The sequence below is a fragment of the Candidatus Thiosymbion oneisti genome (assembly GCF_004359955.1).
Lineage (GTDB): Bacteria > Pseudomonadota > Gammaproteobacteria > Chromatiales > Chromatiaceae > Thiosymbion > Thiosymbion oneisti.
Window position 1 is genome coordinate 1 of sequence record NZ_SMSC01000196.1, and the last position, 261, is coordinate 261.

1 pseudogene is annotated in these 261 nt (G+C 66.7%); it reads left to right on the forward strand.

Annotation, left to right across the window (positions count from 1 at the left end):
- Positions 1-261, forward strand: a pseudogene (locus E1958_RS20695) (group II intron reverse transcriptase/maturase); the annotation flags it as partial.

Sequence of the window (261 nt, forward strand, 5' to 3'; positions counted from 1 at the left end):
GGGCCAGAGGTGCTGGCGGCGGCGTGGGACCAGGTAGCCGCTAACGACGGCGCACCTGTGGTGGATGGCGTTCGGATACCGGAACTCGAGACCGCCCCCGGCGTGGTCGAACGGTTTCTGGAAGACCTGCATGACACCCTCAAGCGGAAACGCTCCCGCCCGCAAGCGGTGCAACTGAAACGGATACCCAAGGCGACTGGGGGGCAACGCCCGTTAGGCCTCCCCCCGGTCCGTGAACGGGTAGTGCAAAGGCAGCCAAGC